We start from the raw sequence: 20,958 nt of genomic DNA on the forward strand, positions 1-20,958 counted from the left end.
CGCGCCTAGTCGCGCGGCAGCGACAGGATGGCCAGCGGCGTGACCGCCGGCCCGTGCAGCGGCTCGCCGGTCGTGGAGAAGCGCGAGCCGTGGCATGGGCAGTCCCAGGACTTCTCGGCCGAATTCCAGTGCACCGCGCAGCCCAGGTGGGTGCACTTGGCGGACAGTACCTGCAATGCCCCTTCCACCGGACGGTGCACCGCATACAGCGTCATGCCGCGCCGGATCAGCGCCCCCTCGCCCGGGGCGATGTGCGCGGGCGACTCGGCCTCCCCGCCCTTGATCCAGTCCGTGTACTGCTGCGCCACGTTGGCCTGCTCGGTGGCGAAGTCGCCAATGCCGTGCACCGGCTTGCGCGAAGGTTCGTAAATCTCTTCCCACGGGTTCTCGCGGCCCATGATCTTGTCGGTGACCAGCATGGCGCCGGCCGTGCAGTGGGTCATGCCGTTGCCCGAGTCGCCCGTGATGATGTACACGTTGTCGCTGTCGAGCGGATTGCGGCCCAGGAAGGCGACGCCGTCGGACGGCTCCATCACCTCCCCCGACCAGCGGTACACCACCTCGCCCGCCTCGGGGAATCGGTTGCGGGTCCACATCTCGACTTCGTGCCAGCGGTGCTGCGGCACCTCGTCCTGGCCCGTCTTGTGGTCCTGGCCGCCGACGATCAGGATATCGTCCGGATCGTCGTCGATCGCAGCGAGGCGCACATAATAATAAGGGTCGCCGGTGTCCCACAGCAGGAACGGCTTGTACGCGTTCTTTGGAACACGCAGGCCGATCACGTAGGTGCTGTAGGCCGACTGCTTGGTGTGCATCACCACTTTTTCGTTGAACGGGGTGTGGGTGGCGACCACCACATTGGCGGCATGGACATGGCCGTCCAGCGTGCGCACGGTCTGCTCGGCGCCGCTCTTGTCGATGCCGACCGCGCGCGAACCGCAGTGGATCACGCCGCCGCGGGCGACGAAGGCGCGCGCCAGCCCGTCCAGGTAGCGCAGCGGGTGGAACTGGGCGTTGCCGCCGAAGCGCAGGCAGCGGCCGGTGTCGAACACCATGTCCGGCACGCGCTCGAGCATCTCGACCGGCACGCCGAGGCGCTGCGTGGACACGTACTCGCGCTCGATCGGGTCGATCTGCTTGTACACCTGCGGGACCAGGTAGCCCTCCACGCGCATGAAGTTGCAGTCGATGCCTTCCGCGCGCACGATCGACTCGACCAGGTCGGTGGCGCGGGCATAGCTGTCCGCGATCATGGCCGCGCGCGGCGTGCCGAACTTGCGTTCAAGGATGTAGTAGCGCTCGTCCGGCGGGAAGAAGTGGGCGGTGGTGCGGCCGGTCTCGCCCGAGCCGACGCCGATGGCCTCCAGCACGATGACGGACTTGCCTTCCTTCTGCAACAGGTAGGCGGTGGTCAGGCCGGCGATGCCCGCGCCCACCACGCACACATCGGCGCGCGCTCCGCCGGCCAGCGGCGGGTATTGCTCCACCTCTGCTGTTGCTTTCCAGATCGAGCCCGTGCTTTCCATGTCGCCTCCCCAGTGTGAATGGCCTAGTAAAGCGCGTCCGGGGCGGTTTGACCGTTCGCTGACTCACATTGATGGCTTGCGCACGACCAGCCACACCGCCGCGATCCGGTCGGCGTGGCGGTAGGCCTCGGTCGCGAGCAGGTCACCGAAGATGTCGGGGTCGATCTCGGCATAGTGGAAGGCGGCGCGGCCACCGATGTGCTGCTCCACATGGTCGCGCAAGGGATCGCGCCCGCCGCTGATGGCCACCCCCGTGTAGAGCATCAGCGCGCCGCCCGGCGCCAGCCGTTCCAGCGCGCCTTCCACGATGCGCCGGCTCACGCCCAGGCCGTCGTCCTCCCCGCCGTCGCGGTAGGCGCGCCCGTCCGGGTCGGCAATGAAGGGCGGGTTGGCGACGATCAGGTCGTAGCCGCCGCCCGTATCGTCGTACAGGTCGCTGTGGCGCGTGATCACATTGGGCGCGCCGGCCAGCGCCGCGTTGAGCGATGCCAGGCGCAGCGCCTTGCCGTTGATATCGGTGGCGACCACTTCGGCGCGCGGATAGAGCGCCGCCAACGTGATGGCGCCGGCGCCGGCGCCGCAGCCGAGGTCGAGCGCCTTCGCGCAGTGGACCGGGCGGGACGCCAGTTCGCAGCGCAGCGCGCGCACGAAGCGGTAGCTGTCGGGTCCGAAGAACACCGCATCGCGCGCGGCGCCCGGCCCGCTGGTGTGGAACAGCAGGTGGGCGCCTAGCGTGGCGGCGCGCAGCGGCGTACGCCACTGGCCCTGTTCCTGGCGCGCCAGTCCGGTCTCGATGACGCGGGCCAGCCACGGCGTGGCCTCGGCGTCCTGCGCGCCGTCCATCGGCCGGCCCCAGCCGAAGATGTCGACCGCCTGCCGCGCCCGCGCATGCGGATCGCGGCCATTGACGCGGCGGATGGTGGCGTTGGTCGGCGTCACGAACTGGTAGCGTGCTTCCCGCAGCGCTTCGCCCAGCTTCGACAGCTGGCGCACATCCCAGGGCTCCTGCATTGCTCTCTCCGGTAGGTTTTCGGGCGACTATACCCACCTGACAATTTCCGTGGCGCAGCGTTCGTTTCCCGTCCGTTGCCGGGTTCAGGTCGCCAGCGGCACCGGGTTGAAGCGCTCGGCCGCGATCGGCCGGCCGAACAGGTAGCCCTGGTAGGCATCGCAGTCCAGCCCGGCCAGGAATTCGCGCTGGCGCTCGGTCTCCACCCCTTCGGCAATGATGTCCAGGTCCAGCGCCCGCGCCAGCGCGACGATGCTGCGCGCAATCGAGGCATCGTTCGGGTTGCCCAGCACGTCGTTGACGAAGCTGCGGTCGATCTTGAGCTGGTCCAGCGGCAGGCGCTTGAGGTAGGACAGCGAGGAGTAGCCGGTGCCGAAATCGTCCAGAGCAAAGCACACGCCGCGCGCCTTCAGTTCGCGCATCTTGGCGATGGTCTCCTCGACGTTCTCGATCAGCAGCGTTTCGGTCAGTTCCAGCTTGAGCAGGGACGGGTTGGCGCCGGCCTGGTCGAGGATCTCCAGCGTTTCCTGGACAAAGTCGGGATGGCGGAACTGGTGCGCGCTGACGTTGACCGCCATCGACAGGTGCGCGGTTTCGGCGGCCCCGGCCCATGTGGCCAGCTGCTCGCACGCGGTGCGCAGCACCCAGCGGCCGAGCGGCACGATCAGGCCCGATGCTTCGGCCACGTGGATGAAGGTCGCCGGACCGATCAGGCCGCGCTCGGGGTGCTTCCAGCGCACCAGCGCTTCGGCCCCGGTGATACCGGCGTCGCGGCCGACCTGCGGCTGGTAATACAGCACGAATTCGTGGTTGCGCACCGCCTCGCGCATCTCCGACTCCAGCGCGATGCGCTGGCGCACTGCCGACTCCATGTCGGCGCGGAAGAAGCGCAAGGTATTGCGGCCTGCGCGCTTGGCTTCGTACATGGCCAGGTCGCCGCGCTTCATCAGCTCGTCGATCTGGGTGCAGTCGTCATCGCACAGGGTCACGCCGATGCTGCATGTGGTGTGATAGGCGGTGCCGGCAATCGAATAGGGCCGGTTGACGGCATCATGGATCTTCCAGCCGATGGCGCCGGCATGCGTGGCCGCGTCCTCGGCGCCGCCCTCGATCCCCTCCAGCAGGATCACGAACTCGTCGCCCCCAAGGCGCGCCACCGTGTCGCCTTCGCGCACGCAGCCGAGGATGCGATCGGCCACATGGCGCAGCAGCTGGTCGCCGGCCGCGTGGCCGCTGGTGTCGTTCAGGTCCTTGAAATTATCGAGGTCGAGGAACAGCAGCGCCGCGAGGCCCTTGCGGCGCGCATGCCCGGCCAGCCAGTGCTGCAGGCGTTCCATCAGCAGGCGCCGGTTCGGCAGGTTGGTCAGCGGGTCGTAGTTGGCCAGGCGCGCGATCTCGCCCTGCGCGATCTTCTGCTGAGTGATGTCGGCCAGCGCGCACACGTAGTGCGTGATGGCGCCGTGATCGTCCTGCACCGCGTTGATGGCCAGCCAGCAGTGCAGCTCGCCCCCGCCCTTGCGCAGCAGCCGCACCTCACCCTGCCATTTGCCGTCCTGCTCCACGCCCGACCACATGGTAGGCTGCGCGCTGTCGCCGTCTTCGTGCACGAACACGTCGGGAGGCTCGCTGCCGGCCAGCTCGCCCTGGCGGAAACCGGTCATGCGGGTGAATGCGTCGTTCGCGCGCAGCACGCGGCGCCGGTCGTCGGTGACGAACATGCCCTCCTGCGACTGGAACACGATGGCGGCCACGCGCAGTTCACGCTCGGTCTCTTTTTGCGCCGAGATGTCGGTGGCGATGCCGCACAAGGCATAGATGCTGCCGTCGTCGCGCCGCAGCGGCGCTTTGGTCGACAGCAGCGTCAGGTTGCGCACCCCGTCGGTCACTTCGACTTCCTCGGCGGTGATGTGTTCGCCCTGTTCCAGCACGCGCCGGTCGCTCTCGGTCGATTCCTTGTAGAACCGCGGGCCGACCAGATTTTCCGTGGTGCGGCCGATCAGCTCCGATGCGGGCCGCTGGGCCAGCCTGCTGCCGGCCCGGTTAATGTACTGGAGGCGGTAATCGCGGTCCTTGATATAGATGATGCTGTCGGTACCGTCGAGGATGGCGTTGAGCTTGTCCTGGCTTTCGGCCAGCTCGCGCTCCTTCTGCCTGATCCGCTTGCGCAGCACCAGCGTGGCCAGGATGGCCGATACCAGCATCGCACCGGCCACCGCCAGCGCCAGCCAGTAGGCCAGCGGCACCCGCGACAGCAGGGTGCGCGATTCCCAGCGCGCCAGCACGTCGTAATAGACCGAGTCCGGATCGTCGTGCCAGGGGCCGATATAGCGGTCGATGGTCGCGAGTATGTCCTGGTGGCGTCCGTACGGAGTGGCGAAATACAGCCGCAACGGCGGCGGCACGATGGTGGTCGATACCAGCCGGTACCTTTCCGCATGCAGCTCGCCGTAGTACTTGTTGGTGATCGCCGCATCGACCCGGGCCTCTCCCGCCAGCTCGAACGCTTCGTCGAAGGTCGACGTCGGCACGATCACGGCGCTGACCCCGTACTCGTCCAGGAAGCCGCCGATCGACTCGGCCTGCACCGATCCGGCCAGCACCGCGATGCGCCTGCCGTCCAGGTCGATCGGCGTTGCGATCGGCACGTCCGGCCGGCGGTAGACCAGGGACCAGCTGTACAGTGCCGGCTTGCTGTGGAAGCTGTAGGTGGCTTCGCGTTCCGGTGTGCGGGCCACGTCCGGCATCAGGTCCAGGCGCCCTTCGCGCAGCTGGCGCAGGCAATCTTCCCACTCGCAGCGGACGTAGCGGATCGACCAGTTCTCGCGCCGCGCGATCTCTTCCAGCAGGTCGGGAAAGATGCCGTCGGCATTGCCTTGGCGGTTGATGAAGATCTTGGGAGCGTTCTCGTACACGCCGACTGTCAGCGTGCGGACCTGCGGAGCGGCACTGCCCGCCATTGAGACGGCCGCTAGCAGCCACAGCAGAAAACGTAACAGCCGCAGACGCACACTTCCTCCGATTGGCCGCCGGGCGTGCCTTGCCCGGAAGGGCGAGCGCACGCCGGCTGTTGCCAGAATATAGCCTAGCGGCGGCAAACTCCGCGTCCGGTTAGTCGCCCCGACGCGACGGTGCACACGGATCGAAAAACAACATATGAATTATGAATGACGTTTTCCGGATATTGCATTTGACTAACTTTCTGGCCAGAACATATACTTGTACCAATAGGAAAACAGACAACACCAAGATCCGTTTTCCCCATGTGTCGATCTCAACACGAATAACCGGAGAAAGTATGAAACTGAAAATGATCGCTGCGCTGTTTGCCGCAGTCCTTCCCCTGTCGGCGTCCGCCGACACCGGCGTCCAGCTGTACGGTATCGTCGACCTGGCGATGGCACGCGAAGACGCGGATGCGCCTGGCGTGGCTAGCCGCACCGCGATGCACGCGGGCCGCGACAGCAGCCGCTTCGGCCTGCGCGGCACGGAAGACCTGGGCAACGGCCTGACCGCGATGTTCAACGTGGAAGGCGGCTTTGACGCGAGCACCGGCGTGGGCGACTCCGCCCTGTTCGGCCGCCGCGCCGTGGTCGGCCTGCAAGGCAGCTTCGGCGAACTGACCGCCGGCCGTGAATACACCCCGCTGGACAACGTCAGCGGCGCCAGCACCACCATGGGCCAGGGCTTCTACGGCAGCAACCTGAACGCGTTCTCGCAGGGCGGCATGACCCGCCGCATCAGCAACTCGGTCAACTACAAGTCCAAGGCGACCAGCGGCTTCCGCGTCAGCCTGGCCTACGGTGCGGGCGAGACCGCAACCGGCCAGCCATCGAACGACTACATCGGCTATGGCCTCGAGTACAAGAACGGTCCGCTGTTCGTTGCTGCCGCAGCCGGCGAAACCGAACGTGCCGCAGGCCGCGACAAGGAATACATCGTCGGCGCCGCGTACAAGCTGGGCGTAGCCGAAGTGAAGGGCAACTACATGGTGCACAACCGCGCCAGCGACAGCAACACCTTCACCCAGGTGAACCTGGGCGTGGCGTTCCCGGTCACCGCGGCAGGCACCGTGCTGTTCAGCGTGCAGCAGAGCGAATTCGACAACGGCGGCGAAGGCCGCGGCTTCGCAGTGGCGTACACCCACAACCTGTCCAAGCGTACCTTCGTGTACGGCTCGTTCGGCCACCTGTCCAACAACGGACAAGCCACCTTCGCGCTGGCGTCGGCAGGCAGTTCGGTGACCCCGCCGGCAACGGCGTTCGGCGCCGATCCGCGCGCACTGGCCATCGGCCTGCGCCACGCCTTCTAAACCAGGCAGGCAGCAACGATCAAAGCCACCCCCGGGTGGCTTTTTTCATGAGCGGTTCAATGACCGTGCTGCTTCTCGTACTCGTCCGCGTCGGCCTTGGTGGCGTGCACGATGCCGTCGGGATGCTCCGGCGGCGTGTACAGCGTGTACAGGCGCAGCGGCGACGTACTGGACGTATTGATGACGTTGTGCTCGGTGCCCGCAGGGATCACCACGGCAGTGCCGTCTTCCAGCGGATGCTTCTCGCCGCCCAGGATCGCCACGCCCTCGCCCTGCTCCACGCGGATGAACTGGTCATGGCCTTCGTGGTGCTCGGTGCCGATCTCCTCGCCCGGTTGCAGGGTCATGATGACCAGCTGGCTGCGCTGGGTCGTGTAGAGCACTTCACGGAAGTTGTTGCCTGATAGGGTCTTTTGTTCGATGTTGACGCTGAATCCCGACATGCTATCTCCTGAAAAAAATGGAATGGCCCGGTCCGGGCGCCTGCAGGTCATTGTATAAAGAGGCACACAAAGGCCGCGCGAGCCAGGCGGTCGGCGTGGGCTATGGGCCAAAGTTGCTACAAACCCATTTCCGCCCAGTTGACCGCTCGTTACAATGCCTGATTACCGAACCCCTCAAACAAAAGCATGCGAGCTGCCACCCTCCTCCTCTCCCTGTTGCTGGCGCCTGCGCTGCATGCGGCCGATAACCCGGCCCTGCTCGGCGACAGCGACTGCCGCGTCGTCAACCTCTTCCCCGCCCAGGCGAACCGGGTCGAGTGGTCAGGTCCGTGCAAGGACGGCTTTGCGCACGGCAGGGGCGTCCTGCTGTGGGAACTCAAGCAGCTCCATTATTCGAAGGTGTTCGTCGCGCGCTACGAAGGCGATGTCGAGCGCGGCCTGCCCAATGGCAGCGGCCGCAAGACGTTCTGGGAAACCAGCGTGTACGAGGGTGGGTTCCGCAACGGCAGGTTCGACGGCATTGGCACGATGCGCGATGCGGACGGCCGCTACGAAGGCGAATGGAAAGAGGGCTTGCGCGAGGGTCGCGGCACGATGGTGTTCCACGCGGGCGGCAGTTATGAGGGCGAATGGAAATCCAACAGCTATCACGGCAAGGGCGTCGTGACGTTCCCGGGCGGGCGCAAGCTCAATGCGGTGATCAGCGACATGCCGGCGTTCGCGGGCCACGGTGACGAACTCGCTTCGCCTTATTATGTGCTGCGCTTCGGCGGCGCCGCGCCGGTCGATCCCGCGGCGGCCCGGCAGAACTATGGCCTCGATTTCGGGCGCCCGCTGGTGGGCGAGGAGGCGAAGTCCGAAGAGGTGAAGGGGTCCAATGTGCCGTACCGGAAGGCATACGACGAGCTGTCCGCCGAGCAGAAGCAGCTGGTGCGCGCCCACTACCCGCTCATGGACGATGCGGACGAACCGCCCTACCCCCAGCACGGCACGCAAGGGATCATGGAACAGGTGCGGCGCGAACAAGGCGCGCGCTTCGCCCGCGGCACCGCGATTATCTACGTGACGGTCAACCCGGATGGGACGGCGAAATCGGCCCTGGTCGCGCGCACGCCCAAGCAGTCGCTGACCGACGACATCAAGGCGATCCTCATGAACACCCGCTACAAGCCGGGAATGTGCGGCGGCACGCCGTGCGAGATGGTGTACCCGTTCCTGATGCACTTCAGTGTGAAGATGTAGTCATCCCGTCGCAGGCTGCGGTCCATGCCCGTCCGGGGCTCCCCAAAAAAAACGCCACCCGAAGGTGGCGTTTGTCTTTCCCGTTACCAGAAGATGACGCGCTGCTCCGGCGCCAGGTACATCTTGTCGCCCGGCTTGACGTCGAACGCTTCGTAGTACCCCGGATGGTTGCGCAGGCTGCCGTTGACGCGGAACTCCGCCGGCGAGTGCGGATCGGACTTGATCTGCGCGATCAGGCTCGGGTCGCGCGCCTTGCCGCGGCGCGCCTGGGCCAGGCCCATGAACAGGCGCTGCTCGCCGGTGAAGCCGTCGATGACCGGGGACGGCTTGCCGCCCAGCGAGAGCTTGTAGGCGCGGCTGGCCATGATGGCGCCGGCGTTGTCGGCGATGTTCTCGCCCAGCGTCAGTTCGCCGTTGATGGTGTAGCCGGGCAGCGGGCTGTAGGCGCCGTACTGCGCCACCAGCACCTTGCCGCGCGCCGCGAACTTCTCGCGGTCGGCGTCCGTCCACCAGTTGCGCAGGTTGCCGTCGCCGTCGAACTGCGAGCCCTGGTCGTCGAACGCGTGGCTGATCTCGTGGCCGATGGAGATGCCCACCGCGCCGTAGTTGATCGCCGGCTCGGCGTTGGCGTCATACAGCGGGTATTGCAGGCGCGCGGCCGGGAACACGATCTCGTTGAGTTCCGGATTGTAGTAGGCGTTGACGGTTTGCGGCGTCATCGCCCATTCGCTGCGGTCCACCGGCTTGCCCAGCTTGTCCACCTGGCGCTGGTGCGAGAATTCGCGCGCGCGGATCACGTTGCCCACCAGGTCGCCCGGCTTCACATTCAGCGCGCTGTAGTCGCGCCATGTGTCGGGGTAGCCGACCTTCACGCTGATCTTGGACAGCTTGATGCGCGCCTGCTGCTTGGTCTCCGGCGACATCCAGTCCAGCGTGCCGATGCCTTCGTCGAAGGCGGCCAGGAAGTGCTTGACCATGGTCTCGACCTGCTGCTTGCGCTCGGCCGGGAAGTGCCTGCCGACGTAGGCCTTGCCGACCACCTCGCCCAGCGAGCGGTTCACTTCGGACAGGGCGCGCTTTTGCAGCGGGCGGTTGACCTTGGCGCCGGACAGCACGGTGCCGCGGAACGCGAAGCTCTCGTCCACGAACGGCTGCGACAGGAACGGCGCGTAGGCGCTGATCAGGCGGAACTCGAAATACGACTTCCACACCGGCAGCGGGGTCGACTGGATGATGGCATCGAGCTTCGACAGGTAGCTTGGCTGGCTCACGATCAGCGTCGCGGTGCCGGCGGCGCCGACGCCTTTCAGGTAGCCCTTCCAGTCGAAGTGCGGCATCAGCTTCGCCAGCTGCGCCATATCGAGCTTGTTGTAGGCCTTGACCGGATCGCGGTTCTCGACAGCGGACCAGTGGGCGCGGGCGATGCTGGTTTCCAGCGCGACGATCTGCGCGGCTTCGGTCGCGGCATCCTTGTGGCCGGCCAGCGCCAGCATCTTCTCGACGTGCGCCTGGTATTTGGCGCGGATCTCGGCCAGCCGGGCGTCGCCCTCGCTGATGTAGTAGTCGCGGTTCGGCATGCCCAGGCCGGACTGGCCGATGTCGACGATGTAGCGGGTCGAATCCTTGTTGTCCTGGTGGACGTACATGTCCAGCGGCGCGCCGGCGCCGATGCGCGCGAAGCGTGCGCTGATCGCGGCGATCGCCTTCCTGTCGGCCAGCGCGGCGATGCGCGCGAGCTCCGCCTTCAGCGGCGCCAGCCCGATGGCGTTGCGGTGCTGCTCGTCCATGTAGCTGGCGTAGAAATCACCCATCTTCTGCGCATCCGAGCCCGGCTTCTTGGACTTGTCCTGGTCGGCCTCTTCGATGATCGCTTTGATCTGCTGCTCGACCTTGTCTTGCGCGATATTGAAGGCGCCCCAGCTCGAACGGTCCGACGGGATCTCCACGTCCTTCAGCCACGTGCCTTGCGCGTAGCGGAAGAAATCGTCCTGCGAGCGCACGGCCTTGTCGATCGACGGCAGGTCGACGCCGGAATGCAGGTGATGCGCCGGGGCGATGGCGGCGCCGGCCGCCGTGGCCGGGGTGTCGTTCGGTTGGGCGCAGGCACTGCCGGCGATCAGGCCGGCGATCAGGCTGCTGCACAGGGTACGTTTCATGCTTCTCTCTCCATCTTCTTGTCGGTCGGCCGTGGACGGCCGGAATCCGATGCTAAAGCATATTGTTTAGTGCGCCAAGGCAAAATCTATATGCATGTGCCTGCAACGGCAGGGTTTGTGCTGTGTCTTTACCGCGACAACGCCCGTCTTATTCTCCGGAGAGATCTTGAACAAAGGGATATAATGTTGCGTTGCAGCAATTCAGGCGGTCATACCTCAGGCCGCATCATGAGGCCCTTCCATGCTTGCCTATACCGATATCGACCACTGGCGCAGCCAGATCTTTTCCCGCCTGCTGACCATCGTTGCCGTGCTCGGCACAGTATTGGCCATCCCCAGTATTGCCCTGTCCTTCAAGGAAGGCCTTTACTCGCTCATCCTTGCGGACGTCGCCGGACTGGGCTGGATCCTGGCGTTGTGGCGCCTCAGGCGGATCCCCTACAAGACCCGGGTGCTGAACTTCCTCGCAGTCCTGAACCTGATCGGCATCTCCCTGATGCTGTCGGTGGGCCCGGTCAGCATGATCTTCCTGCTGGCGCCCCCGGTCATGGCGGCGGTGCTGCTGGGGACCATCCCGGCGCTGCTGGCACTGGCGCTGGGCGCCCTGTCGATCTTCGTCCTTGGCCTGACGGGGCACGCCAAGCTGTACGTGACCGGAATGCCGGACTATGCGCTGGTGCCGACGCTGATGATCACCTTTAACTTCATCTGCGTTGGCTTCCTGATCACGATTCCGGGCGCGGTCCTGCTGCGCAGGCTTTCCAAGTCGGTCGACAGTCTCCAGGTGTTCGCCGAGTCGCTCGAACGTGGACAGGATGACCTGCGCAAGCTCAACGCGGAACTGAGCCTGCATGCCGCCGCGGTAGCGCGCCTGAACGACATGGTGCTGATCGCGCAGGTCGCCGGCAGCTCCGCCGAGGGCGACCAGCCCATCATCTTCGTCAACGAGGCGTTCGAGCAACGCACCGGCTACCGCCGCGAGGACGTGATCGGCCGCAGCCTGCGCGTGCTGCAGGGGCCCGCGACGGACCAGGCGGAAGTGGCCCGGATCATGCAGGCGATGGCGCGCGTGGAGCCCGTTACGTCAGAAATCCTGAGTTACACCAAGTCGGGCGAGCAGTTCTGGGCCGAAATGGAGCTGGTGCCGTTCGCCGACGAAGGCGGCGTGCACACGCACCTGGTCGTGGTGGCGCGCGACATCACCGAGCGCAAGAAGTCGGCGCGGGCCATCCACCGCCTCGCGTTCTACGACGTGCTCACCGGATTGCCGAACCGGCGCATGCTGATGGACCGGCTCGAGCAGCTGCTCAAGCTGGCGCAGGCCGGCGCAGGCTTTGGCGCGGTGATGTTTGTCGACCTTGACCACTTCAAGTTCATCAACGATGCGCGCGGCCACGCCACGGGCGACGCGGTCCTGCGTGCGGCGGCAGAGCGGCTGGAACAGCTGGTGCGCAAGGAAGACACCATCGCGCGCCTGGGCGGCGACGAGTTCGTGGTGCTGCTCGCTAACCTGGGGAACGACACCGACAGCGCGATGCGCGCATCGCTGCGCGTGGCGGAAAAGGTGCGCAACGTGCTGGCGGAAGGCTTCGAGTTCGAAGGCCAGGTCTACACCTCGTCGGCCAGTATCGGCGTATCGCTGCTGCCCAAGCCGGGCCAGACCGCCCAGGACCTGCTGCGCGAAGCCGATACCGCGATGTACCGCGCCAAGGCTGCCGGCCGCAATAGCGTGATGTTCTACGAAGCGAAGATGCAGGCCGATATGGAGCACAGGCTGACGCTGGAGCGCGACCTCGGCGCCGCCCTGGCCAACGGCGAGCTGGCGATGCACATGCAAATCCAGGTGGACAGTGCCGGCAAGCCCACCGGGGCCGAACTCCTGATGCGCTGGCAGCGCGCGCACGGTGCGATGGTGCCGCCGGACGTCTTCATCCCGGTCGCGGAAGCCTCCGGCCTGATCGTGCCGATCGGCCACTGGGCGCTGCGCCAGGCCTGCCTTGCATGGCTGGAGCTGGATCGTGCAGGGCGCGCGGTGCCGCTATCGGTCAATGTCAGTCCCTCGCAGTTCCGGCAGCCGGACTTTGTTGCGAAGGTGCGCGCGGTACTGGAGGAGACCGGCGCCCCGGCCGGGCAGCTGATCTTCGAAGTGACCGAAGGCCTGCTGATCGATGACCTCGACAAGACCATCTCCCGCATGCACGAACTGGCTGCGATGGGGATCCGCTTCTCGATCGACGATTTCGGCACGGGCTATTCCAATCTCGGCTACCTCAAGCGCATGCCGCTCTACGAACTGAAGATCGACAAGAGCTTCATCCGCGATACGCCGGGCGATGCCAACAGCGCCGCGCTGGTGCAGTCGATCCTGGCGATGGCCGGACACCTCGGGCTGCGCGTGGTGGCCGAGGGAGTCGAGACCGTCGAGCAGGCGCAGTTCCTGGCGTCGAACGGCAGTCCGCAGATGCAGGGCTACCTGTTCGGGCGCCCCGCCCCGCTCGCCAGCTTAATCGCCACGCTGCAAGCGGCCTGATACTTTCTGCGACTCGAAAACGCCCCTGTGATACTTTCCGTGTATCACAGGAACGGGGTTCACCAGTTCAGGTGCAGCGTGAGCCGGGCCGATCGCGGCTCGACCGGGTGGAAGTGGACATCCTCCCGGGGCGCCGCCTCCGCCTTCAGCTGCGAGGCGTAGAAGTAATCGATCGCCGAATCACGCCGGTTGGCCAGGTTGAAGCCTTCCAGCTCCAGCCGCATCGATTTGTCGATGCGGTAGCCGATCCGCCCGTTCAGGGTGGCGGTCGCGCCGGAGCGCACGCTGTTGTCCTCGACCAGCGGACGTGGCCCGAAATAACGCAAACGCAAGCTGCCCGACCAGGGCCCCACCTGGTCCACGGTGAACGCCAGCTGGCCAATGCCCTCCACCGCTCCGGGAATGTGGTTCCCCGCCGGGTCGCCGCCGCGCGAGCGTGCGCGCGCATACGCCAGATCGAGATCGATGGTCAGCCACTTCAGCGGCTTGTAATAGTTGGACAGCTCGATGCCGGTGCGCCGGCTCGGTCGCCCTGCTTCCGTGGTGCCCGCATCGCCCACGAAGGTCAGCTCCGAGTCGAAGTCCAGCCGGTACACCGACAGCATGGTCTGCAGGCCGCGCAGGTACTCGCTGCGCACGCCGAACTCCATGCCGCGCGAGCGGATCAGCCCCGGAACGGGATCGGCGGCGGCCAGCGTCCTGGGGTCGATGGTGGTGAGCGTGCCGCGCGCATCGTTGCTGTGGAAGCCCGTGCCCGCGTTCAGGTATAGCTCGACGGCGGGATCGGCCGCATAGACCAGGCTGAGCGACGGGCTGGCCAAGCTCGTGTCGCTCCGGCCGCTGTTGGCGGCACGGTCGCTGCGCACGTGGAAGCGGTAATGGTCGCCGCGCACACCGGCCACGGTGCGAAACCGCGGGCTCCAGCTGGTGTGGTTTTCGACGAACACGCCTGCGCTGCTTTCCACGATATGGTCGGAGCGCGTGGTCGACAGCACTTGCCGCTGGCGCGTGCTGTGCAGGGCGTTGAAGATGTTGTCGTGCTGGACCTGTACGCCGGCGACGACATCGCTGCTGGTCTTGCCGATGTGGCCGTGCCAGGTCCGCGTCGCATTCAGGCCCGCAGTGACGCGGCGGTCCGGCTGGCTGAACTGGTCGCCATTCACCGGGTCGTCCATGAAGTAGGTGAAGTTTGAATACAGCTCGAGCCGGTTGCGGATGACGTAGGCGGACACCGCGGTGCCGCCCTCATCGCCCGAGCTGCGCCACAGCGCCGACAGGCTGTAGCGCTCCGCTTCGCCGCCATCGCTGCCGTCGATCGCATCGAAGCGGCCGATCAGGCCTCCTTCGACGGCGCGCTGCGGGACCTGGTCGGTCGCGTTCCAGCTCCCGCGGTAGGCCATCGCCGTGACGCTGAATCCGTTGCTGGGGGTGCCCTGGCCGTAGCGCAGCACGGCGTTGGTCTTCTTGTAGTCGTCGCCGCGCGTGAAGGGGCCGTCGTTGCGCGTCAGCTCCAGCGCATACAGCAGGTTGCCCTGCCCTGCCCGCGGCGCGCCGCTCACCAGGCCGCGGCGGTAGTTTCCATGGCCAGCGGTCAGGCTGGCGCTGCGCGCGGTCCGGTTGGCGTAGGCGATGGCCGCGCTGCCGGCGGGGGCGAAGTCGCCCGCCTGCGCGGAATACGGACCTTTGCGGAAGTCGAGGCGCCCCACCAGTTCGGGAATCACGAAGTTCATGTCGGTCCAGCCTTGCCCATGCGCGTGGCTGCGCTGGTTCACCGGCATCCCGTCAAGCGTGGTGCGCAGGTCGGTGCCATGGTCCAGGTTGAAGCCGCGCAGGTAGAACTGGTTGGCCTTGCCTTCTCCGCTATGCTGGCTCGCGACCAGTCCCGGCATGGCTTCCAGCAGCTCGCCGGGTCGGAACGCGGTGCGCATCTCGAGCTGGCGGCCGGCGATCGTGCCCATGTTCGCCGAGTCGGCCACGCCCAGCTGGCTGTTGCGGGAGGCGTCCACGAACACGCGGTGCCCGAAAACGTCGTCGGCGTGCGCAAGGGGGTGGGAAAAGGCGGTGGCGATCGCCAGCGTGATCGGGCTAAGTCGGTGCATGTGTCGGATCTCGGGAATCCGCAAGTATGCCCGTCAACGCGCGGAATCCAAAGTCTTGACAGCGTAAAAACCGGCCCTCGCGGGGCCGGTGGGGGATGCGTCAGAAAATCTTGGAAGGCCAGCGTTCGTCGACCATGTCGCGGCCGGTGCAGCGTGCGGGATCGAGCAGCTGTTTGCTCTGCACGCCGCGGCAGCCCCATACCAGCGCGCCGCTGGCATTGGCGTACTGGTCCCAGTCGGCTGCTTCGACGGGGATTGGCGGTGCCGGCGGTGCCGGCGGCACATCGATGCTGATGTCGATATAGGTCTCGCGGCTGCCGCGGCCGTGGTGGTGATGTCCGTAGTCCTCGTCCTTGCTGCTGGCGGCGGCTGCGACGATTGCCGCGCCCACCAGCACGCCCGCGCCGATGGCCAGGTTCTGGTTGTCGACGATGGCTTTGCAATCGGCTTCGTTCACGCCGCGCATGCGCAGTTCCGAGCGCAGGGCGTCCTGGAAGTCGGGGTCAAGCCGTGCTTCGTCCCCGGCCAGGGTGCGGCAGATTTCCGCATTGCCGACGGCGACAGGATCCGCGTAGAAGCTGCTGCGCGATGTGGCGCAACCCGTGAGCATGGTCAGCAGCAGGATTCCCGCAACCACCTTATTTGTTTTCATCACTTCCTCTGTCGTGTCAATGCGACCAATGCCGCGATGACTGGATGCTATGGCCCCGCTTACCGGCTGTAAAGCATTTTGCCACCATCGGTCAAAATGTAGCGGAAATTGCTACCTCAAGTAGCAACAACAGGCTACCGAAGCCGGCGGGAAACGAACCGCGTCGCCCGGGTCGTACCAGTATCATTCATTACAGACTCGACAATACAATGAATAAATCAGCTGCCTTCGCCCTCACCCTGGTGGTGGCCACCCTTGCGATCGGCGTGCCCATCTGGTTCGCAGTCGAAGAGTCCCGGCAGCAGGGACTTCGCGTGGAGACCGAGCGCGTCCAGACGTACGCCAGGGACGTGCTGTACCGGTCGGACTCGACTGCGGACCAGATATCGCGCGCCATCCTCAAACTGCGGGGCTTGTCCGGCCGAGCCCCGTGTTCCGACGCGGGCATTGCCATGATGCGCGAGGTCGATCTTGCATCCAGCTACATCCAGGCGTTCGGGCACGTCGTTGGCGACCAGCTGATGTGCTCATCGCTCGGAACGCCCGATGAGCCCTGGCTGCTCGGGCCCGCAGATATCAGGACTCCCGCAGGGGCATCGATACGGGCCAACGTGAGGTTTCCGTTTGCCCCCAACAGCAGCTTCATCGTCATCGAACAGCAGGGCTTTGCCGGCGTCATTCACAAGGACCTGCCGATCGATACCACCACGAACGAGAAGGACGTTGCGCTGGCGATCTTTTCGCTGTTCCGCCCTATCCCGCTCAGCGCCCGCGGCACAATCGACCCGGGCTGGATCTCCCGGTTGCAGGGCCGTGCCGATATCACGTTTTCCGATGGCGACCACATCGTGGCCATCGTCAGGTCCAGGCGCTATCAGACTGCCGCGCTGGCGGCGATACCGATCTCCTACGCCGAGGCGCGCACGGTCGAGGCCGCCAAGCGCCTGGTGCCGATCGGGCTGATCGCCGGCATCGTGCTGACGCTCGCCATCCTTCAACTGGCACGCTCGCAACTGGCGCTCCCTGCGGCCATCAAGGCTGGCCTCAAGCGCGACGAGTTCTACCTGGTTTACCAGCCGATCGTGGAGCTGGGTTCGGGCAGATGCGTCGGCGCAGAGGCGCTGATGCGCTGGCTCCGCCCGGCCGGCGAGGTGGTGGGACCGGACTTGTTCATCCCCATTGCAGAACAGACCGGACTGGTGCGACGGCTTACGGCACGCGTGCTGCACCTGGCAGCGGCCGACCTGGGAGATATATTCAGCAGGCACCCTGGCTTCCACGTTGCCGTCAACCTGTCCCAGGCGGACTTGCATTCGGCCGAGACGCCGGGCATGCTGGCCGACTTCCTGATCCGCACAAAGGCGGGGCCGTGCAATCTGATTATCGAAGCCACCGAGCGTGGCTTCCTCGAAGTGAACGTGGCGCGCGAGATCATGGCCGCGATCCGCGCGCAGGGCATCGGCATCGCGATCGACGATTTCGGCACCGGCTATTCCAGCCTGTCGTACCTGCAGACCTTCGACCTGGACTACCTGAAGATCGACAAGTCCTTCGTCGAAGCGATCGGCACGGAATCGCCCACCAGCCACGTGATCGAGCACATCATCGAGATGGCGAAATCGCTGCGGCTCGACATGATCGCCGAAGGCGTGGAAACCGAAGCGCAGGCGCAATACCTGCGCGAACGCGGCGTCCAGTACGCGCAGGGCTGGCTGTTCGGGCGGCCGGCGCCGTTCTTCGACATCACGCGCCTGCTGGAATAATCCGCAGCGTCACGTCAACGATTCCGCAGAAAACAAAAAAGCCACCCGAGGGTGGCTTCTTCGTTTGTTCTGGCGGAGAGGGTGGGATTCGAACCCACGGTAGGGGGACACCCTACGCCTGATTTCGAGTCCGAAACCAACTTCAATATTCACTGAAAAATCAATCACTTGCACCGCTTGCCAGCGATACGTAACCAACCCTGTCCACTCACGGCACATCCGAGCCTCTGGCTTCCACGTCACGTTCTCGTCACACCGAACCTGGGGGCCAGCGACAACGCCGAGGCAGCTCAACCCAACGCAATGGCGGCTTTTTCTTGATGACGCACTTTACGCAAATCGTATCGGTATACCGGAATGCCGAACGTTACGGAATAGGAGATCAATCATGGGACGTACATCAATGCTCACCTACGAGCAGGTCATCACCTCGGTGGATTCTCTCCGGGCGCAGGGGATCAAGCCCACCGTCGACCGAGTCTGGAAGGATCTCGGCAACGTCGGAAGCAAGGGAACAGTTCACAAGCTGGTTAAGCGATACCTCGCTGAACTCGACGAAACACAAAAGCCTCCCCAAAGTCTGCGTATGCTGCCCCTTGAAATCAAAGCCAGCATCTTTGCCTTCGCCGATCAATCAGCGAGCACTGCTCGCGAAGCGGTTGCCCACGAGCTGCTGGAAGCCAAACAAGAAGCGGCCACGCTGGCCGAAGAAAGCATTCGCCTGGATGCTGAATTGGCGTATCTACGTGCGCAGCTAGCGCAAACAGATGCCGATCGCGCGACTATCTCCGGACGTGCTTTGCAGCTCGAAGCTGAATTGGCTGCGGCCCGCGCAGAGAGGGTGGCAGAGCGAGCGCTCCTCGACCAGGCACGCAATGAACTTGCCCGAGCAGAACAGCAACTCCAAGCGGCCACTGCATTGGAAGAAGAGCTACGAGATCTCCGTGCCGAGCGCGACATCCGGCGCGATGCTTGTGTCGACGCCGAGCGGAAGTCCGCAGTGCTCGAAGTGAAGCACGCGCAGGCTGAGGCACAGCTCGCGGAAAAGAAGGACTTGCTGGCCCGGATGCATGAGAGCTGCGCTCGCCTCGAAGAGAGGAACCGTGAACTACAGGAGGATCTGGACAGCGAGCGGCAAAAGACTGCCGCTTTGGAGCGAGACTTGGCTGTCCAGATGGCACTCGAGGAAAATCGCGCCCGCGTCACGACAGGCGCGAAAAAGCGACAGTTCAAGCAGGTCGACATGTTCGCGGACACCAGCGGGCCGGCGCTGGAGGTGACGATGAACGACTGACGAGTGCCAGGCACCCTGTCCTGCCCGGGCCAATGGCAGGTGCCGCCTATTAGGTTGAATCGCCCGTTTCGATCGACAACAGGTCTCTTGTCGACGCGAGCAGTGCGTGGCGCCCCGCCTCTGAAAGTTGGGAATAGCCGAGGATGATTTCCGCCAAGCCGTCATCATCGCAATACAGGAATGCCGTAGGGATGCGGAGTACCTCTGCAAGCGATGAGGCAAACCGATGGGAAGGCTCATGAATGCCGCTCTCGTATCGGCTGATACGCGCGCTGCTCGAAGACTCCTCGAGACCGGCGAGGACACCAAGCACGTCCTGTGGGAGCTGATGGCGCTCTCGCGCCTGCCGCAATCTGCGGCCAAAGACAGTTGGAGGTGGATTAGAGCGCGGCGGCATCTTTCGATAATCGTAGATTTCCTAGCGACGGTCTCTACGAATAACGTAGAATTGCGAGCTGCCGACAGCGCATTCCTATCCACCCACCGGACTTCAAACATGAAACGCAGCAAGAAGTTAATCGATCTATTATCCGATCCCCAGCTCAACGAAGTGCTCCTGATGGAGCGGCTGGACCGCATCTCCACAGAAAACTCGAGCGTCAAGGTTCGGAGAGCAAAGATCATAAAAGCAGTCGACCAAGTGGGAGAACTGTTGGCGCCGCACGTCACGTGCCGGCCCGGGTGCGTTACCTGCTGCCACGGGCCGGTTCTAATCCAGGAGCACGAAGCGAAGCGACTGGCCGAGGTCACAAATAGAAAAATGGTTCCCGTGTCACACCATTCCCCCGTGCAATACCTTGCCTTGGCGGGGGAACGCCATTCCAGGCCATGTCCATTTCTAAAAGATGACTTGTGTTCTGTATACCCGCATCGTCCACTTCGATGCCGCACTCATCACACAACCAATAAGAACCCGAAGCAGTGCTCAACCAAGGCATTCGAAGGTGGACGAGGCGTTGTTGTGCATCCCATCGCGCTGGAAGGGATTTATCTCGGCGACTGGAACGGCGACGATCCCTGGGGATCGATCCATGAGTTCTTCCCGGACTAGCAAGTCCGGCAGCTCCCGCTGGCCCAGCTACGATCGCTCTGTTGCCTTCCTCTGGCCGATCACCCCCGCAGTACTGCCGCCGGCATTATTGGACCAGCGCCGGATGAAAATCCGCGCACGCTCGCTAATGCCTCAGAAGCTGCACACGCGCACGCGGCGCCAGCCGTGTGCTCTCCATCTGACTGCCGGCGCAGCGCGGCTGCAAGCGGCCGCAGGCCGCGCGCATCGTACCTCTGACTACTGGCGAAGCACAGCCGCAAGCGGCGACGGGCCGCGCGCGCCGTAGCACCATCCCCTGGCGTAGCGCAGCCGGTCGCGCGCCAGCGCGACCTTGTCGACCATATTGGCTTTTGACTTGGCAGTAACGGCGGGGCGCGAGACATAAGGTCTCTTATGTCTACCCGAAGGGCGCGGAGCGATCCGGACACCGAGCCAACTCTGTTGGCGAATGTCCGGATTGGACATAAGGGCACCTTATGTGAAATCGCGCAGCGATTTCCCCCGCCGTTACTGCCCTTCCTCTGACCACCGGCGAAGCCGGCCGCAGTGCCGCAGGCACTGCGCTCTTCCCTCTGACTTCCGGCGGAGCGCGGCCGCAAGCGCCGCAGGCGCGACGCCCCTCAACTGACTTCCGGCGGAGCGCGGCCGCAAGCGCCGCAGGCGCGACGCCTGTCAACTGACTTCCGGCGCAGCGCGGCCGCAAGCGCCGCAGGCGCGAAGCCTGTGAACTGGCTTCCGGCGGAGCGCGGCCGTAAGCGCCCGCAGACGCGAAGCCTGTCAACTGGCTTCCGGCGGATTTCTCCATCGGCTGAGTCTCAGCCCAAACGAGCAGGACAACCAGAGGAGATCCACATGACGATGCAATCGAAATTGGCGGGTGCGGC

At 65.0% G+C, this 20,958-nt stretch carries 14 protein-coding genes; 6 read left to right on the forward strand and 8 right to left on the reverse strand.

Annotated features, from left to right (window positions below; all coding sequences use genetic code 11):
- Positions 1 to 5: 5 nt before the first annotated feature.
- The 3 genes from ACFSQR_RS04675 to ACFSQR_RS04685 form a co-directional block, all read right to left on the reverse strand.
- Positions 6 to 1,526, reverse strand: a complete 1,521-nt coding sequence (locus ACFSQR_RS04675) for an FAD-dependent oxidoreductase (RefSeq protein ID WP_377728460.1) — start codon at positions 1,524 to 1,526, stop codon at positions 6 to 8.
- A gap of 63 nt (positions 1,527 to 1,589) precedes the next feature.
- Positions 1,590 to 2,537: a methyltransferase gene (locus tag ACFSQR_RS04680; RefSeq protein ID WP_377728461.1), complete on the reverse strand. Its 948-nt coding sequence runs from the start codon at positions 2,535 to 2,537 to the stop codon at positions 1,590 to 1,592.
- 84 nt (positions 2,538 to 2,621) lie between these two features.
- A complete protein-coding gene (locus tag ACFSQR_RS04685; RefSeq protein WP_377728462.1) occupies positions 2,622 to 5,492 on the reverse strand; it encodes an EAL domain-containing protein in 2,871 nt (956 codons plus the stop codon).
- Between the two features lie 338 nt (positions 5,493 to 5,830).
- Between ACFSQR_RS04685 and ACFSQR_RS04690 the strand changes: the two genes are divergently transcribed.
- Positions 5,831 to 6,844, forward strand: coding sequence for a porin (locus ACFSQR_RS04690; RefSeq protein WP_377728463.1), 1,014 nt, complete (start codon positions 5,831 to 5,833; stop codon positions 6,842 to 6,844).
- 56 nt (positions 6,845 to 6,900) lie between these two features.
- Here ACFSQR_RS04690 and ACFSQR_RS04695 read toward each other — a convergent pair whose 3' ends face one another.
- Complete coding sequence (locus ACFSQR_RS04695; RefSeq protein WP_377728464.1) at positions 6,901 to 7,287, reverse strand: cupin domain-containing protein; 387 nt, start codon at positions 7,285 to 7,287, stop codon at positions 6,901 to 6,903.
- A gap of 186 nt (positions 7,288 to 7,473) precedes the next feature.
- On the opposite strand from ACFSQR_RS04695, the gene ACFSQR_RS04700 reads away from it, so the two are divergent.
- Positions 7,474 to 8,529, forward strand: coding sequence for a hypothetical protein (locus ACFSQR_RS04700; RefSeq protein WP_377728465.1), 1,056 nt, complete (start codon positions 7,474 to 7,476; stop codon positions 8,527 to 8,529).
- 83 nt (positions 8,530 to 8,612) lie between these two features.
- On the opposite strand, the gene ACFSQR_RS04705 is transcribed toward ACFSQR_RS04700, so the two are convergent.
- Entirely contained in the window at positions 8,613 to 10,685 is a 2,073-nt protein-coding gene (locus ACFSQR_RS04705) for a M13 family metallopeptidase (RefSeq protein ID WP_377728466.1), read from the reverse strand.
- Between the two features lie 241 nt (positions 10,686 to 10,926).
- Between ACFSQR_RS04705 and ACFSQR_RS04710 the strand changes: the two genes are divergently transcribed.
- Positions 10,927 to 13,215 carry a putative bifunctional diguanylate cyclase/phosphodiesterase gene (locus ACFSQR_RS04710; RefSeq protein ID WP_377728467.1) on the forward strand — a complete coding sequence of 763 codons (2,289 nt, stop codon included), beginning with the start codon at positions 10,927 to 10,929 and terminating at the stop codon, positions 13,213 to 13,215.
- 59 nt (positions 13,216 to 13,274) lie between these two features.
- Here the strand turns inward: ACFSQR_RS04710 and ACFSQR_RS04715 are convergent, their stop codons facing one another.
- A complete protein-coding gene (locus ACFSQR_RS04715; RefSeq protein ID WP_377728468.1) occupies positions 13,275 to 15,314 on the reverse strand; it encodes a TonB-dependent receptor in 2,040 nt (679 codons plus the stop codon).
- 100 nt (positions 15,315 to 15,414) lie between these two features.
- Positions 15,415 to 15,966, reverse strand: coding sequence for a hypothetical protein (locus ACFSQR_RS04720; RefSeq protein WP_377728469.1), 552 nt, complete (start codon positions 15,964 to 15,966; stop codon positions 15,415 to 15,417).
- Between the two features lie 209 nt (positions 15,967 to 16,175).
- Between ACFSQR_RS04720 and ACFSQR_RS04725 the strand changes: the two genes are divergently transcribed.
- Together ACFSQR_RS04725 and ACFSQR_RS04730 are read left to right on the forward strand one after the other, a co-directional pair.
- Positions 16,176 to 17,729, forward strand: coding sequence for an EAL domain-containing protein (locus ACFSQR_RS04725; protein WP_377728470.1), 1,554 nt, complete (start codon positions 16,176 to 16,178; stop codon positions 17,727 to 17,729).
- A 403-nt stretch (positions 17,730 to 18,132) separates the two neighbouring features.
- Entirely contained in the window at positions 18,133 to 19,023 is an 891-nt protein-coding gene (locus ACFSQR_RS04730; protein ID WP_377728471.1) for a DNA-binding protein, read from the forward strand.
- 49 nt (positions 19,024 to 19,072) lie between these two features.
- Here the strand turns inward: ACFSQR_RS04730 and ACFSQR_RS04735 are convergent, their stop codons facing one another.
- Positions 19,073 to 19,420 carry a helix-turn-helix domain-containing protein gene (locus ACFSQR_RS04735; RefSeq protein ID WP_377728472.1) on the reverse strand — a complete coding sequence of 116 codons (348 nt, stop codon included), beginning with the start codon at positions 19,418 to 19,420 and terminating at the stop codon, positions 19,073 to 19,075.
- 99 nt (positions 19,421 to 19,519) lie between these two features.
- Between ACFSQR_RS04735 and ACFSQR_RS04740 the strand changes: the two genes are divergently transcribed.
- Positions 19,520 to 20,074 (forward strand): YkgJ family cysteine cluster protein, encoded by a 555-nt coding sequence (locus ACFSQR_RS04740; protein ID WP_377728473.1) that lies wholly within the window; start codon positions 19,520 to 19,522, stop codon positions 20,072 to 20,074.
- Positions 20,075 to 20,958: the final 884 nt, after the last annotated feature.

The organism is Pseudoduganella sp. GCM10020061 (genome assembly GCF_042683405.1).
GTDB lineage: Bacteria > Pseudomonadota > Gammaproteobacteria > Burkholderiales > Burkholderiaceae_D > Telluria.

Coding starts and splice junctions, on each gene's coding strand:
- ACFSQR_RS04675 (WP_377728460.1), bottom strand. CDS start 1,526: ATGGAAAGCACGGGCTCGATCTGGAAAGCAACAGCAGAGGTGGAGCAA.
- ACFSQR_RS04680 (WP_377728461.1), bottom strand. CDS start 2,537: ATGCAGGAGCCCTGGGATGTGCGCCAGCTGTCGAAGCTGGGCGAAGCG.
- ACFSQR_RS04685 (WP_377728462.1), bottom strand. CDS start 5,492: ATGGCGGGCAGTGCCGCTCCGCAGGTCCGCACGCTGACAGTCGGCGTG.
- ACFSQR_RS04690 (WP_377728463.1), top strand. CDS start 5,831: ATGAAACTGAAAATGATCGCTGCGCTGTTTGCCGCAGTCCTTCCCCTG.
- ACFSQR_RS04695 (WP_377728464.1), bottom strand. CDS start 7,287: ATGTCGGGATTCAGCGTCAACATCGAACAAAAGACCCTATCAGGCAAC.
- ACFSQR_RS04700 (WP_377728465.1), top strand. CDS start 7,474: ATGCGAGCTGCCACCCTCCTCCTCTCCCTGTTGCTGGCGCCTGCGCTG.
- ACFSQR_RS04705 (WP_377728466.1), bottom strand. CDS start 10,685: ATGAAACGTACCCTGTGCAGCAGCCTGATCGCCGGCCTGATCGCCGGC.
- ACFSQR_RS04710 (WP_377728467.1), top strand. CDS start 10,927: ATGCTTGCCTATACCGATATCGACCACTGGCGCAGCCAGATCTTTTCC.
- ACFSQR_RS04715 (WP_377728468.1), bottom strand. CDS start 15,314: ATGCACCGACTTAGCCCGATCACGCTGGCGATCGCCACCGCCTTTTCC.
- ACFSQR_RS04720 (WP_377728469.1), bottom strand. CDS start 15,966: ATGAAAACAAATAAGGTGGTTGCGGGAATCCTGCTGCTGACCATGCTC.
- ACFSQR_RS04725 (WP_377728470.1), top strand. CDS start 16,176: ATGAATAAATCAGCTGCCTTCGCCCTCACCCTGGTGGTGGCCACCCTT.
- ACFSQR_RS04730 (WP_377728471.1), top strand. CDS start 18,133: ATGCTCACCTACGAGCAGGTCATCACCTCGGTGGATTCTCTCCGGGCG.
- ACFSQR_RS04735 (WP_377728472.1), bottom strand. CDS start 19,420: ATGCCGCCGCGCTCTAATCCACCTCCAACTGTCTTTGGCCGCAGATTG.
- ACFSQR_RS04740 (WP_377728473.1), top strand. CDS start 19,520: ATGAAACGCAGCAAGAAGTTAATCGATCTATTATCCGATCCCCAGCTC.